General features: G+C 55.8%; 11 protein-coding genes. 9 read left to right on the plus strand and 2 right to left on the minus strand.

The features are described from left to right. Nucleotides 1-71 precede the first annotated feature (71 nt). Nucleotides 72-2,180 carry a hypothetical protein gene (locus ACSC94_RS06465; RefSeq protein WP_435640028.1) on the plus strand — a complete coding sequence of 703 codons (2,109 nt, stop codon included), beginning with the start codon at nucleotides 72-74 and terminating at the stop codon, nucleotides 2,178-2,180. A gap of 72 nt (nucleotides 2,181-2,252) precedes the next feature. Then, nucleotides 2,253-4,232: a GGDEF domain-containing protein gene (locus ACSC94_RS06470; RefSeq protein ID WP_435640029.1), complete on the plus strand. Its 1,980-nt coding sequence runs from the start codon at nucleotides 2,253-2,255 to the stop codon at nucleotides 4,230-4,232. A 111-nt stretch (nucleotides 4,233-4,343) separates the two neighbouring features. Here ACSC94_RS06470 and ACSC94_RS06475 read toward each other — a convergent pair whose 3' ends face one another. Then, entirely contained in the window at nucleotides 4,344-4,775 is a 432-nt protein-coding gene (locus tag ACSC94_RS06475) for a flagellar FliJ family protein (protein WP_435640030.1), read from the minus strand. Between the two features lie 14 nt (nucleotides 4,776-4,789). Then, nucleotides 4,790-6,145: a flagellar protein export ATPase FliI gene (gene fliI / locus ACSC94_RS06480; protein WP_435640031.1), complete on the minus strand. Its 1,356-nt coding sequence runs from the start codon at nucleotides 6,143-6,145 to the stop codon at nucleotides 4,790-4,792. Between the two features lie 126 nt (nucleotides 6,146-6,271). Between fliI and ACSC94_RS06485 the strand changes: the two genes are divergently transcribed. The 7 genes from ACSC94_RS06485 (at nucleotide 6,272) to ACSC94_RS06515 (ending at nucleotide 13,990) form a co-directional block, all read left to right on the plus strand. After that, entirely contained in the window at nucleotides 6,272-7,516 is a 1,245-nt protein-coding gene (locus ACSC94_RS06485; RefSeq protein ID WP_435640032.1) for an ELM1/GtrOC1 family putative glycosyltransferase, read from the plus strand. 5 nt (nucleotides 7,517-7,521) lie between these two features. Further along, nucleotides 7,522-8,649: an ELM1/GtrOC1 family putative glycosyltransferase gene (locus ACSC94_RS06490; protein WP_435640033.1), complete on the plus strand. Its 1,128-nt coding sequence runs from the start codon at nucleotides 7,522-7,524 to the stop codon at nucleotides 8,647-8,649. Then, a complete protein-coding gene (locus ACSC94_RS06495) occupies nucleotides 8,646-9,680 on the plus strand; it encodes an ELM1/GtrOC1 family putative glycosyltransferase (protein ID WP_435640034.1) in 1,035 nt (344 codons plus the stop codon). The genes ACSC94_RS06490 and ACSC94_RS06495 overlap by 4 nt, the downstream gene beginning before the upstream one ends. Nucleotides 9,681-10,003: 323 nt before the next feature. Further along, nucleotides 10,004-10,711, plus strand: coding sequence for a response regulator transcription factor CtrA (gene ctrA, locus ACSC94_RS06500; RefSeq protein WP_014102304.1), 708 nt, complete (start codon nucleotides 10,004-10,006; stop codon nucleotides 10,709-10,711). 85 nt (nucleotides 10,712-10,796) lie between these two features. Next, the gene (pgsA, locus tag ACSC94_RS06505; protein WP_435640035.1) at nucleotides 10,797-11,351 is read left to right on the plus strand and encodes a CDP-diacylglycerol--glycerol-3-phosphate 3-phosphatidyltransferase; all 555 of its coding nucleotides are present in this window, start codon (nucleotides 10,797-10,799) and stop codon (nucleotides 11,349-11,351) included. Next, nucleotides 11,352-12,425, plus strand: a complete 1,074-nt coding sequence (locus tag ACSC94_RS06510; RefSeq protein WP_435640036.1) for a quinone-dependent dihydroorotate dehydrogenase — start codon at nucleotides 11,352-11,354, stop codon at nucleotides 12,423-12,425. It begins immediately after the preceding gene. A 41-nt stretch (nucleotides 12,426-12,466) separates the two neighbouring features. Then, on the plus strand, nucleotides 12,467-13,990 hold the full coding sequence (locus tag ACSC94_RS06515) for an EAL domain-containing protein (RefSeq protein ID WP_435640037.1): 1,524 nt from the start codon (nucleotides 12,467-12,469) through the stop codon (nucleotides 13,988-13,990). Nucleotides 13,991-14,080: the final 90 nt, after the last annotated feature.

Below are 14,080 nucleotides of genomic sequence, written 5' to 3' on the forward strand. Positions count from 1 at the left end.
TCCCGATTTGGTGGTATAATAAAGGGAAATTAGCCTCTGGATTACGTCTTTTTTATGAAGTTTGCAATGGCATGACCGATACGGGTTCATCATCACTGCCGCCGGGCGCGCCGCCGCCCCGGAACCGCCCCAAAATCCCCACTGTTTTGGGGATTGTCACGGGGCGTGTGGCCGCCATTGCTCAGGCCCTGACCCAGCGTATTCAGACCACCACAGTCAACGGCGTCGTCGTTGGCAAGAACAAAGACGGCAGCACCAAAATCCGCACGGCGGAGGGGGACGTGGACGTGGTTTTGCGCGGGCGCGATTCCCCGCCCCCCGGCACGCAAGTAGAAGTCACCATCCCCCCCGCCCGCGCCGATGGCCAGCCCCCGCGTCAGGTCAGCGTGCTGGAAGTGGCCCCGCGCCCGGATCAACCCGCGCCAACACAAAAACCGGACACACCACAAACAACCATCACCAAACCCGGAACGGATTCCGCACCATCCAACGGCGATGATGCCCCCGTGGAGGACAAACCGCGCCCCGCACCCATCATCACCCGCCCGTCATTGCCGCCGGAATTGCAGGACACGCTGGCACAAACGCAACAACCGCGCCCGGTCGTAACGCCAACACCCGCACCGTTGCAGCCGGACGTGATTATCCGTCTGGTGCCGCTGCCCGCCGCGCAATTGCACGACATTGTTCTGCCCGTGGCCGAGGATGTCATCATCCCTGCCCCCCTTATTCGCGCGAGCGTAATGCCGCAGGAAATTGCGAAGGACATTGCACAAACGCTGGCCCCCGCATTTCCCGCGACAAAACCGGCCGCCATCACATCCGTTTCGCCCGCGCCCGTCACCACATTGCCGCCATTGATGGATGCCCCCGTGGTCATGCCCCGGCCCGCGCCCGTGACGATCTCATCCGGTTTTTACAGCGTACCAACAGCACCACCCGCCACCACGGCCCCCCTTATGCCCGACATGGCCATGACCGCGTTGCCGCAGGGGGCCACGTGGCCCGCGCCGTTGCCCGCCCCGCTGCAAAATGCCCTGATTCAAATTCCGGCGGCACCGACGCAAACCGCACCCGCGGCTCCATCTCTGCGCCCGCACACGATTGATGCGCGCATCACCGCCATTCATCCGGGCGAAGGCATTGTGCGTCTGGCCCCCATGCAATCAACACAAGCCGTCATCACACCGGATGTCACGGCCCCGATTTTGAACAACCCCAACCCAATCACGACGCAGGCCACGATTATCGGTCACATGCCGACGCAAAATAATCCCGTGGCTGTGTTGCACGCGCCCTTGATTGCGCCGAACCAATTGTTCGTCATCCAATGGGCGGGCGATGCCCCGATGACGGGCATGACGCTGGATTTATTACCGCGTTCGGTGCCTGTGCCCTTGCCCGGTGTGGTTCCGGATGGAACATCCATGCCCGCGCCCGGTGCGCCAATATCCACGGCCCCCGCTATGCCCGGTATGACGGGAATGACGCCGCCGTCCATGCTGTTCGCCAATTGGGATTGGCCCGCCATGGACGACATGATCCAGAGCTTGTCCATCACCGCGCCACAGGTCGCCGCCGCCACCGCGCGCATGATTCCAAACGCCGCGTCCCCATCACAGGCCGGGGCCGCGATGATGTTTCTGTTCGCCGCCATTCGCGCCAACGATGTGGCCGGGTGGCTGGGCGATGATGCCATCAGCGCCCTGCGCCGTGATTCCCGCGGGATGCAGGCCTTAACCCGCATGGGGCGCGATATTGCCGGGTTGCAAAAAGCCGATGCCGAACCCGTGACACAGGATTGGAAAGCCCTGACCCTGCCCATGATGTGGCAGAACGACATTCACAAAATCCACATGTTCTATCGCCGCCAGCACAGCGATCAGGATGACGACAGTTCCGATTCCAAAAAAGGCGACAGCACCCGTTTTATCTTCGACCTGAATCTCGACCGCATGGGGGATCTACAGATTGACGGGCTGATGAAAGACAAACGCCTCGATTTGATCCTGCGCACCCGGGAAAAATCTTTCAGCCCGCCGATGCAGGCCCATATGAAGGGCCTGTATGTCGCCGCCCTTGAAAATGCCGGAATGAAGGGCGTGTTGGGCTTTCAATCCCGGGCCGAAGATTGGGTGCGCGTCGATGTTCGCCGCGCGGAAGTACAGGAATCAGCCTGACCGCCCACGCCTTAACGGTTTTTAAGGCTTTTACGCATACGATACGCGTGAATCAGACGGAAGGCGCCGCATATGGCCACCGGACACGTTGTTATTGAATCACTGGCGTCCCTGCCCCACGCGCAGGAAGTACAGGATTATTTGCTCAATCTGGCCGCCGCCGCGACCGGGAAGAAAAAACCTTCGCCTGACCTGATCCCCGATTTGAACCGTAAGAGCAGCGTGTTCGTCAATGCCGCCGACATCAATATGGTTCTGGATCATATCCGCACATTATACATCGATAACGGTTATCGCGATCCGCAGGATCTTGAAAACGATCTGATCCGAAAATTGCAACCCGATATGCCGGACGCCGCAATTGCCGCCGCCGATCATTACGCCGCCGATGACATGATCCCCGATCAATTAACGGGGTATCAGCAAAAAACCAAAGTACCCTTGGTGATGGGTCTGGCCGCACTCTATGAACAAACCACGGGCCAGCCGGTCAGCGTGATGGAAATTGATTACAGCAACATGCGCGGCACGAACGAACATTTCGCTCTCCTGATTGGCGCCGCCGAAGGGCGCAGCCCCGAGAGCGTCATGCGCGATGCCATGAACATGACGGATTATATTTCCCTGATCGTTGCGAAAACCATAACGAACGCCGTACAAAACCGCATCGGCAACCGTGCGGATGTCGCCATGATCCCCCTGCGCACCGGTGGGGACGAGGTGCGTATTGTTCTGCCCGGATTACCGGCAAATGAAGCCCGTGCCTTGCTGAACGACGTGCATCATCAAATTGAGCAGGTCACCGCCCGCGCCGGGTTGCATGACCACATCCATTCCAAACGCCCCTTGGATGATCGGTCCAACGGATTCGGGGCCTGTGCCACCATTTTTGAATTGAAAGCCAACGGCCACAACGACTATAGCGAAGCCATTAAGGCCGCCGATCACGACATTCAGCGTACCAAGGCGGAACTGGGTCAGGCCCGCCTGAACAACCCGGCCTTCGACGCCCTGAAACCAGCGGGCAGCCTTGACCCCAACCGCTACACCGACCCCGACATTGCCGCCGACCATTACACCCATGTCATGGCCGCGATGGGTGATTTGTATCAAAAACATGTCGACATCACGATTGATACAAACGCCGTGCCGTCACTGGAATCATTGGCCACGCAATTACAGCCGGACCATTTCCTGACCTTGAAGCAAATCGAAAATTCGTTCTACGACCATTTGCTGGCCGATATGAAGGATAAAGGCCTGACCCTGACGCGGGAACAGGAACGGCTGTTAAGCGCCAAGGTGACAAAGTTTCCTTCTGCCGATTTCGCCAGCGGCACCTTGATCGCGCGCGATTTCCCCGCCATGGCGGGGGCGGCCCTGCGCGTGATTGATGATATCAACGCCCGCACCGGATACGACGAACCACCGATTACGCTGGGGGTCAGCTTTCACAATCTGGCGGGATTGAATGAAACGCTGGGCCATGAAGTCAGCAATTCGGTTTTGCATTATCAGGCGCACCAGATTATCGGCGCCGCCCTGCATAAAGAAGGAATCGCCGATGAAAACTTTGTTCTGGCCCATATGGGCGGCGGCGAATTTCGCGCCCTGATCCAACCCGTCATCCCGCGTGATGGTGAAACCCCGTATATCATCACCAATCAATCCATGATGAATGTGTACAAAAATATTCAAAACGGTGTTCAGGCCCTGAATATCATCAGGATTGATGATTTTGTCGCCATGCATGGTGGTCATATGGACACCAGCACCCTGCCCGCCCATTTCGCCGACATTCAAAACCCGCGCGCGGAATTGCGCGGAACGGAAAATGGCGTGGTTGCCACTATTTTTATTGCGCCGTTTAAACACGATGAAATGCCGGAACAAAACGCCGCCCGCCGGGGTGGCACCATAACCAACTTTATTGGTGAAGGGCTGTTTGATGCGGTTCAAAAACGGCGGGATTACACGCTATCCGCCCTGCCATCGCCCCATAACGGTATTGAACCAACGGGACCACAGGACAAAAATAGATCGTTGTTTTAATCGATCACGCCATATATCAGCATCCCCGCGAAAGCGGGGATCCATCAGGAGGTGCAAACATCGTATGGATTCCCGCTTTCGCGGGAATGCTACAGTGAGCGTAAAGCCCACCTACTCCTTCGTATCCTCATTCCGGCGAAATGTTTCCAACCCGATTTCATCCAGCATGATCGTTTCCTTGCGGTTTTGTTCCGCCTCTTCACGATCTTCACGGTTTTTCTGGGTAATTTCCACCTTCTTTAAATCGGCGAAGGCGACGCGGATTTCATCCTGCGCCCGCTCGATGCGGGTATTGATCTTGGCAATGGCCCCATCCATCTGGGCGATTTTCTTACGCTGGACTTCGGCATAACGCCCGTAATAGGTCGTGGCCTCGGTCACTTCGCTGTTGCTGGCCAATTCTTTTTCATGGGCCAGATCCGCTTCCATCTTGTCGCGCTTTTGTTGCAGGTTCTCCGCCTCGCGGTACAGGCTGGACAGGATTTTCTGTTTTTCATCGATGACATATTTGCGCCAGCGGATCAGGGGATTAAGGTCAGCCATGGCTTACCCCCCGCTTAAAACGCACGGCGGCCACGCGGCGCGGCGACGGAGTTCAACATCTCCTGCATCCGCGCGAACCCTTCGACGATGGTGGTATGATCGTCTTTGTTCTGCGCCAGAAATTCTTCCATCTTCGGATACAGATCGATGGCTTCATCCACCTTCGGATCGGTACCCTTGCGGTACGCGCCCAGACGGATCAGCTCGGCCATATCCTCGTAGCTGGTAATCACCTGCTTCGCGCGTTTCAGAATAGCGTTCTGTTCATCATTCAACGCCCGTGGCAACGCCCGCGATACGGACCGCAACACGTTAATCGCCGGATAACGTCCGCGATCGGCAATGGCGCGCTCCATAACTATGTGCCCGTCAATAATACCGCGCACGGCATCGGCAATCGGTTCGTTGGTATCATCCCCTTCGACCAGAACCGAGAACAACCCGGTAATCGATCCCTCACCCGGCCCACCCGGCCCCGCACGTTCCAGCAAGCGGGCCAGTTCGCCGAACGTGGTCGGCGGATAGCCTTTTGATGTTGGCGGCTCGCCCGCGCTCAGGCCGATTTCACGCTGCGCCATGGCAAAACGTGTGACGGAATCCATCAGGCACAAAACCTGTTTCCCCTGTCGGCGGAAATATTCGGCCACGGCCAACGTCGTGTACGCCGCCTGCCGCCGCATGAGTGCGGGTTCATCCCCGGTGGCGACAATCACAACGGATCGCGCCAGACCATCGGGGCCCAGATCATCTTCCAAAAATTCCTGAACCTCGCGGCCCCGTTCACCAATCAGGCCAATCACGGAAATGTCGGCTTCGGTATAGCGCGCCATCATCGACAGCAAGACGGATTTACCAACACCGGACCCGGCAAAGATCCCCATACGCTGCCCACGGCAGACAGGCGTGAACGTATTCACGGCGCGCACGCCCAGATCCAGTTTCTCGCCCATGCGTTGACGGCTGTGCGGTGGCGGCGGTGTATTGCGCAACGGCACCGGGTGCCCGCCCATCGGCAAATGTCCCTTGCCATCGATCGGGTGTGCCATGCCATTGATCACGCGGCCCAACCACCGATCATCCGGACAGATCACGGGCTTGCGCCCCTCAATCTCCGCCGGATTACCCAGCCCGATCCCATCCAGATTGCCAAAGGGCATCAGCAACGCCCGGCCATCCTTAAATCCCACCACTTCGCACGGCACGCTGGGCGCATGCGCCGGGTGCAGGCGGACCCGCGACCCGATGGTCAAATCCGACCCAAATCCGGCAATTTCAACCAAAAGCCCAAGAATCTTCGTCACCCGCCCACAGACTTGATAGTCGGGCAGGATCGAGATTGAAGCTTCGGCTTGTTCGGCGAGACGGTCCATCCCCTTATTATGGCACAGTTTTAAGGGCCGGACAGGGGCGATTTTCCGCCCTTTTCATCAAAAGTTGCGCGGCAGAAGCATTTCCTCTATAAATTTCCATAACTTATAATAGAGGAGCCCTGCCCCTTGAGCGATGTATGGGACGCCAACACCGCAAAATCCATCACTGGTCCCGCCCCCGGCGCGGCCAATGATAATGATTCTGCGCCCATCGGTGGGTTGAAAACGAAATTCTCCATCGCGCTGACGCGTTGTATGGCGCGGTTCAATCGCGACAATCGCGACGCCTATGCCGAATCCATCATGCGCCACGCCACCGTGCATCTGAACAATTCCGACGGAAAGCCGCGCGTCTGGATCTATATCGGCCCGGACCACATGGATCGCGGCGATACACACGGAACGATTGGTATTGGCCGTTGCATTGCCGATCATCTGGGCGCAGATCGTTTGCAAATCGACCAAGACATGCTCGACCGCACATTCCCCAATACAAAAGATTTAAAAAAGCGCCTGTCTGCCTTGGCCAAAATCCACGGCAACCCGGATATTATTCTGGGGACACGGTCCCGTGAAGCTGTCGCTTACCTGCCCAAAGCACCAACGATGCACGTGACCGCCATCAACGAAAACCATACAAAAAAACTTTCTGACCCGCTTTTGAGAGAGATCGCGCCCAACCATATAACGCCCGATCTTTTGCAAGAGGCCGAGCGCGATTTACGCCGCCGTCACAGAAAGCTGAATGCACCGATTATTGCGGTCTTTCTGGCCAGCGCATCAATTTTTGAACATAAACATGCTCTTCAAAAATTGTCAAAACTCTGCCGCCATAATGACAAAACGATTGTGTATTTTTGCGCCTCCCACCGCACATCGGAAAAACAGCAAAGATCGTTGGTTTCGGCGTTTAAAAAAGCTCTGGCGAACGACAATATTGGCGATCGCGTCCGCATCATTTCATCAAACCGCGAACAAAACGCGAGCAAGTTTAATCCGTACAAAGGACTTTTGAGCATTGCGGATCATGCCGTTCTTCTGGGGCAATCCGTGTCCATGCTGTCCGAGGCGATCGCAAACGGCCGCCCGCTCTATCTGAGTCAGGGCGATCATTACGCACGGATTATCTATCAAGAGTTACAAAAAGCCGGATACATAAAAATTATTGAAGATATGGACGACACACTTGCGCTGCGGAAAGAGCATTATCCGCCCTTAAACGCCACCAATGCCGTTGCGGACGATATTATCGCGTGTTTCCGCCTTGCCGCCCGCGCCCGCAGCATCAGCAGCCAGGCAAGAAAAAAGACTTTCGATTGTTGCGACCCTCAATTTACAGACAACATCATGCGCGCCGTTTTAAAACTGTGATGACCATGGATACACCGGAACTGAACGAGATACTCCAAAAGACCCCGCCCTATCGGTGCAATGCCGATGGAATTGTGCGGGTGTGGGCATATATCGGCGGTGACGACCCGATGCGCGGGGAAAGCCGCGGCGCCGCCGGACTGGCAAAGCGTGTTGCGGAAAAATTGAACGGGCAAATGCTGTATGTCGATCAGGATATGCTGAACAAAGCCTTTCCCAATACAAAATCGATGGCCAGGAAACTGAAAAAATTAATGGACCGCGACGGGAGACCCGATATCGTTATCGGCTACACCGCAGAGCAGTTGATACACAAAACGGAAGCCGACCCCACATTCCTGATCGATACCATTTTGCCCAACATGGTCAAACGCCTGCCCCAGAATGACACCGTGAACCCGCTGGTTCCCCATCATCTGACCGCCGACGATCTGACGCAACACGGGCGGGAATTTCTGGCACGCCACACCGATATAAAAAACCCCATCACCACCATCCTGCTGGCGAACATTCGTGCCGATGACAATGTGGCGACCATTATCGATACACACTGCCTGGGCGACAACACGGGCACAGTTTATTTCTGCCCCTCCACACGGACAGACCCGGACATCTACAAAAAAATCGTATCGAAACTGAAGACCCTCATTAAACAAAACGGACTGAGCCAAAAATTCAATATTATCGCACCGTCGCTGAGCAGCGTTCGGAACCAGTATAATCCTTATATCGGTTTGCTGGATCAATCCGATCACGTTGTTTTAATCGGCGAATCCCAATCTATGATATCTGAGTCTATTGCGAATGGCCGCCCTGTCCATATCCACATCCCTCCGCCCGCACCACCGGCGCAAGATGGCTACAGCCTGTGCATAGAGGACAGCGAATGGGACATAAAAAAGTATAGGGATCTGCAAAGAAGTGGGTATATCCGTTATCTGAAAGATCACGCGCCGGATACGCCGCTGAACAGCACACGCCTGCCCCCGATCAACATTACCGATAAAATCGCCGAGTACATCGCACGCGATTTTGATCGTGTATCGCGTATCCGCACGAATCGGCCAACAATGATGGCCATGCAAAATCCGTTTTGCCTGCAGATTGACAAACCCAAGGTGTCATACCCATGACAGATGATCAGGGATTTCGTTGCAACAAGGATGGCATCGCGCGAGTCTGGGCCTATATCGGCGATAACGACCCGACACGTGGCGAATGTCATGGTTCCATCGGACTGGCGCAACGTGTGGCCGAAAAACTGAATGGGCAGATGCTGTGCGTTGACCAAGCCATGCTCGATAGTTGCTTCGTTCACACAGATAGCATTGTCAGACAATTTCATATCCTTGGCGAACGCCACGGCCACCCGGACATTGTTATTGGGTGGATGACCCTGCCGGAATATTTCACACAATCCCCAAAGCCAACCATTCTCATCCCGGAATCTTTGGGCGCAATGCGCTTTAATCTTTTTTCCGGCGGTATCCTGCGCGATTTGCCGCCGCATCACCTCTCCGCGGATAGATTGGCGGCGGCTCAAACCGAATTTTTAGAGCGCCACCCCGGCATCGCCACACCGCTCACCGCTATATTCACGACAGATCTGTGGTTAAGCGCAGATGCCATAGAACACGTTTCAACCATGATTTGGAATGGGTCCATAAACGGCACGATCTATCTCTGCCCCAGCCGCCGGACGGACGATGCTGCCTATGATCACCTGCGCCAAATATTTGAGAGTGCGGCGGCAAAACCGAAATCGGGCATTCCGGCCACCATCATCGCGCCAACATGGAATGACATACAAAGCGGATATAATCCGTATAACGGCCTTGTCGCCGCGGCGGACAATGTCATCATGCTCGGGGAATCTGATTCCATTCTTTCCGAATGCATCACCAACGGACGCCCCGTTTATAACGATACCATCCGCTGTGCGGGTAATGCGCTGGTCGAACAGGGGTATGTCCGCGACATTATGCGCCACGATCCATCCACCGCACTGGACAGCCACCCCCTGCGCCCGGTGAACAGCACGCATATAATCGCCGATCATATCGTGGCGGAATTTGACCGCGTTTCCCGCCTGCGCATCACACAGCCGGGCATGGTCATGCACGAGCCCTGCCGCTTAAACGGGCCCAAACCGGTTCTGGCGTAACCCTCTCCATTAAGAATCCCGTTACCGCCCCTCAGCCCCGTCTTCAGGTTCGGGCCGGGTTATCCCTGAAAATTAAAAAATTTTCATCTGCGGACCTATTTTCCACTAACATTATGAAAAGATTTGGGAAAATCGCCCCAATTTCACCCCCAGATCATAAAAAAGGGTGAAAGATTTGCAGGGCGGTTCAGGATTTGTTAATATTAATATTAATAAAGTTTAATCGGAGCTGCACAGCAGGCTTGCGGATTAGAACGATCTCAAAGCCCACCACTGCACTGACCTCCATTTTTAAGAATACCAACCAACCGCGGGGAAAAAACATGCGCGTTCTGCTCGTAGAAGATGACAGCTCCACAGCGAAAAGCATCGAACTGATGCTGAAATCCGAAGGTTACATTGTCGATACGACCGATCTGGGGGAAGACGGTCTGGAAATCGGCAAGATTTACGATTACGACATTATCATTCTGGACCTGATGCTGCCCGACATGGACGGCTATGACGTTCTGAAAAACCTGCGCGCCGCAAAAATCACCACCCCGATCCTGATCCTGTCCGGTCTGTCCGAAATGGATAACAAGATTAAGGGTCTGGGCTTCGGTGCCGATGATTATTTGACCAAGCCGTTCGACAAACGCGAACTGATCGCCCGTATTCAGGCCATCGTCCGCCGGTCCCAAGGCCACAGCCAATCCGTCATTATGACCGGCAAGGTCAAAGTGAACCTGGACACCCGCACGGTTGAAGTGGACAGCAAACCGCTGCACCTGACCGGCAAGGAATACGGCATCCTGGAACTGCTCTCTTTGCGCAAGGGTTCGACCCTGACCAAGGAAATGTTCCTGAACCACCTCTATGGCGGGATGGACGAACCGGAAGTGAAAATCATCGACGTGTTCATCTGCAAACTGCGCAAAAAACTGGCCAACGCCGCCGGTGGCGATAACTACATCGAAACCGTCTGGGGCCGCGGCTACGTCCTGCGCGATCCGGAAGCGGAAAAGAAAAAAGCCGCCGCCAGAGCATAATATTGGCGTAATCCACCGAAAAGTTACAAAAGACCCGCTGTATGCGGGTCTTTTTCATTGTGGAACGATCTGCTATAACCCCCCCATGAAAACAATTCCAAAAAACACCGCCAATATCCTGACGGTTTTGCGCATTTTGTTGGTTCCGGTGATTGCCGGGCTGTTGCTGGTTCCGGCGGCGTGGGCGGTGTGGGCGGCGTTTGTCCTGTATGGGCTGTGCGCCTTTACCGACTGGCTGGATGGATGGGTCGCGCGGAAGTATGACCAGTATTCCGACTTTGGCCGCTTCCTCGACCCCATTGCCGATAAAATTCTGGTCGCGGCGTTGTTCATCATGCTGGCCGCGACGAAGGCCATTCCCGGTATCTGGCTGGCCTTGCCCATCATTATCATGACACGCGAATTTCTGGTCGCGGGCCTGCGCGAATATCTGGGGCCGAAGGGCGTTGTGGTGCATGTCACGCAACTGGCCAAATGGAAAACCGCCGTACAGATGATTGCGTTGGGCATCCTGATCCCCGGCATGCTGCACACGGGCATAGCGCAGGCCGGTTTAATGTTACTGCTGGTCGCGACGATCCTGACCGTTATCACCGGATGGGATTATATGAAGACCGCGCGCAGCCATTTTAAATCGTAAATGGCCGCCGATCTTTACACCCTGATCCGCCCTTTGCTCTTCGCGCTGCCGCCGGAAGACGCACACAATATCACGCTTAAGCTCCTGCCCTTTCGGCCACGCACGGCCAATCCGGCGGATGATCCGATTTTAAAAACAACATTGTGGAACCGCATCTTCCCCAACCCCATCGGGTTGGCTGCCGGGTTTGATAAAAATGCGGCGGTGATTGCACCGATGCTGAACTTTGGGTTCGGGTTTGTTGAGGTGGGCACGGTCACGCCCCGCCCGCAAATGGGCAACCCGAAGCCGCGTGTGTTTCGCAATCATCGGCACCACGCCATTATCAACCGCATGGGCTTTCCCAATGGCGGCGTGAATGTGTTCAAGGACAATCTGGAAAGATTTCTGGATCAACGCCCGCGCCCACCCGGATTGGTCGGCATCAATATCGGCATGAACAAGGGCCAGAGCGATCCGGCCAAGGATTACATGCTGCTGGTGCAGGCGCTTGGCCCCTTTGCCGATTATCTGACCGTCAATATTTCATCACCGAACACGCCCGGCCTGCGCGATTTGCAGGAGCCGGACACGTTCAAAGAGTTGATCGGCAAAATCCTGCATGAACGCGGGCGGTCCTGTGGCATGGCACCGCCGCCGCTGCTGGTGAAACTGGCCCCGGACTTATCGGATGACCAGATTCAAACCCTCGCCCGCGTGGCGACCGATTCGGGTGTGGATGGCTTGATTCTGACCAACACGACGCTGGATCGTCCGGATCATTTGCCCGAATCCTTCGCCCGCGAAAAAGGCGGCCTCAGCGGTCAAATTTTGCATAAGAAATCAACGCGCTCGATTGCCCTCGTCTATTCCGCAACAAACGGCACCTTACCCATCATTGGGGCCGGTGGCGTACACGACGCGGACAGCGCTTATGACAAAATAAAAGCGGGGGCCAGTCTGGTCCAACTCTATAGCGCGCTGGCCTTCAAAGGGCCCGGCGTGGTAAAAGAGATTAAATCCGGATTGATCGAACGATTACAGGCAGATGGCTATTCCCATGTGGGCGAAGCCGTGGGCGCCGATCACCGGTAAGGTACACAACGCATCTCTTTACCAATACGGGGCATGGCCACATGGCACAGGCAAAACAACGCGCTTGGTCTTTTTTAAATTCCATTTTTTCGCGCCATCGCGTTGCTCCGGTTGATGTTGATCTGGATCCGGTTGATGTTGATCTGGATATGTCCGACATCAATACACCGAAAAACACACGCCCCTTCTCGGTCGCGTTCCTGCCCCGCCCCATCATTGAATCGCTCAGCACGATGCAGATGCGCATTGCTGTTGGGGCCGTGGCCGTTGTTGGTGCGTTGATCGTGGCGTTTGTCATGATCCGCCCGGACAGTGAAATTGGTTCCGCCGCATTGCTGGGCGGCATGCTGGTCCTGTCGGGACTGGTCATGTACGACATTCTCAGCCGCCGCAATTGGGAACGCACCATCACAGAACAATTGGAATCCCTGACCCGCAATCATGACCGTCTGGTGCGTGAAGTTGCGCGCAACCGCACCGATCTGGCCGTGGTGAAAGAAGGTCTGGCCGATGCAGCCGACGAAGTGATGGCGATTGGCAAAAATTTCGGCCCCGGCCACACGATCGAGGCAAGAATGATTGAAACAATCATCACGCAACTCTCTGAACTGGGCCGCCGCCCCAGCACGCGCATCCTGTCGCCACAGGAACAAGCCGCCTTGAACGCGCAAGCCGAAGACCCGGCCATGGGCATTCTGGAACTGCTGGTCGCCCCGCCGCCGAAAATGATTACGCCGCCATCCGCATTGGAAGCGGCCCTGAACCCCGATTTCAATAAATTCAGCGACACCATCGTCATGGAACTGATCCGCCACGCGGTTCAGAACGATCATATCGACGTGTTCGTCCAACCTGTGGTCAGCCTGCCGCAGCGCAAAGCCCGTTTTCAGGAACTGTATGCCCGCCTGCGCGCCGCCGCCGGGTCGTACATTCCCGCCGCGCGTTACATGGAACTGGCGCACAAGGAATCGATGGTTCCGGCGATCGACAATCTGTTGCTGCTGCGCGCGCTGCAAATTCTGCGTGACCAGCGCGATGATGACGATGCCCTGCCCTCGATCATCAATATCTCATCCACCACGTTGCATGACACCAGCTTTATGAACGATCTGGTGACGTTCCTGGCCCAATATCGCGCGCTGGCGTCCCGCATCGTGTTTGAACTGCCGCTCGGCGATATCGACAACGCGCCAAAGAGCGTCAGCGAAATCCTGTCCGGTCTGTCGCAACTGGGATGCCGTTTCTCGGTGGACCAAGTGCGCCGCCGCCGGATCGACATCAACCGCCTGCGGTCCATGGGTATTCGGTTCATCAAACTGGATGCCGCATGGTTGATCCGTGAAGCACAACAAGATGGCGGCAATGCCCGCATCACCAAGCTGAAAGCCCAACTGGACCGCGCCGGAATCGATCTGATCGTTGAACGGGTTGAGAATGCTGGCCAACTGCGCGAGGTTTTGGATTTCGGCATTGATTACGGTCAGGGCTTCCTGTTCGCCAAACCGGATTTGTACGGATCCACCGGCCACAAAAGCGCGATCAACCCGAAACGCGCCGTGAGTTAGATAATAAAGACGTAAAAGGTACAGAGTTTTTAATTCCGTCATCCCCCGGCTGGTCCGGGGGATCCATACAGACCGATGGATTGCCCGGAT

The organism is Micavibrio aeruginosavorus (assembly GCF_051245535.1).
GTDB lineage: Bacteria > Pseudomonadota > Alphaproteobacteria > Micavibrionales > Micavibrionaceae > Micavibrio > Micavibrio aeruginosavorus_D.